The sequence below is a fragment of the Paenibacillus sp. 3LSP genome (assembly GCF_032465655.1).
GTDB classification, from domain to species: Bacteria; Bacillota; Bacilli; order Paenibacillales; family Paenibacillaceae; genus Fontibacillus; species Fontibacillus barengoltzii.
Map to the genome: position 1 here is coordinate 1 of NZ_JAWDJI010000253.1, position 1,407 is coordinate 1,407.

General features: G+C 52.2%; 1 protein-coding gene. It reads right to left on the reverse strand.

Translation table 11 applies throughout. The features are described 5' to 3' along the window. Nucleotides 1-175: 175 nt before the first annotated feature. Nucleotides 176-1,407: IS1380 family transposase (locus tag RW092_RS22030; protein WP_316011306.1), on the reverse strand; the 1,232-nt coding region annotated here is incomplete at its 5' end.

Below are 1,407 nucleotides of genomic sequence, written 5' to 3' on the forward strand. Positions count from 1 at the left end.
CCTGAATTTCGAAAGCCCATAAAGGCGGTCAGTTTGTAGCAGAACGAGTCGGTAACTGCTGTAATAAACAGGGAAATTCCCAGTCGGATGGCGCGTTGATTCAGAAATGAGGGTAAACTCCCCCCCTCCCCACAAGCCAGGGCTGAACGGTTTCCATGTAAATTTGTGGTAAACGTCATTCTATGGCAGCGACTTTGGCGGCGATACGTTGCCAGACGTAACGGTTCGCGAAATCTTTAGCCAGTTTCAGAACGACTTGTCGGCTATGCTGAATCATCGTAGCTGCACAGTAGAAGAACTCCAGACGAAACCGGGCAATCGTATACCCTTGATGGACCGGTTCGCAACAGTCTCGCTTGAATCTCTCATAGAGATTGTAGGCGAGCAGCTTGATGATCAGGTCGATTTCATTGGCGGTAAAGTCGCCGGTAGCGATTCGATCGATGGAAAAGCCGCGCTTGGCTTCCTTGATATAGTTCTCCATGCAGCAACGCTGGTTGTAAAATCGCCAAAGGTCAATCGGCTCCCACTCGAGATTGGTGACGATCGCTTCGTACTGCCAGTCCGTATCGAGGAGAAGCCGAGCTTGATCGCCGTCAAACACCTGCGCTTTTCGAATCACCACAACGCGGCGCGGTTTTTTCCAGGAGGTGGCTTTGTAGATCAGGGTAATCCCCTCGATGACCCAATCCTCATCGACAAACCGCTTCCAGTAGCGACACTGCTGCACTTCTGCCTGAAGCCGCTGGGTCCATTTCAATTTTCCGACATACCCAATTCGTTTGGATTCCCAGAGGCTGTAAAAGTCTTCGCCTCCAAATCCCTTGTCAAACCGGGCGTACTTTACCGGACGGTCGCCAAGCAACTCAAAGGTCTGACGAAGGAAGGCGGCAGCATCGGTGGAGGCATGCGTATTCCCGGCGCGGAGTACGGCATTCAGGCACAGGCGTGACTGGCCCTCAAACGCCATCAGCGGATGATAACTTTTCCGTCCGGGTTTGTGGGGATTCGTACCGACGGCCGCTCCCTCTTGCCTGCCGTATACCGTTTCTACCGTGGAGTCCAGATCCACGATAAGTTCGGAAGGTAGACAAGGTGCAATAATCTGCTGATTCAGCTTTCGCAAATCCAGCGTTAAAGTTGGGCGGGTCTTTCCGAGTCTCTCCAGTTCCTTATACAGCAGGGAATGATGCGGGCAACGCCCGCCGAGAAACCGCCGAATGAGCGCGTCGTACCGCAGCTTGCGGAAATGAAAGAGGCGCTCGCATCCGAGTGTCCAGCCGACAATGAGATAGAGCAGAATGCGGAACACTGGAAACTGGGAGTTGCTTTGTTTGACGCAATTCAATTCTTGCAAAGCCTTACCGAGCTTGATTTTTTCGAGATATTCCAGAAAGATTTTGCTTC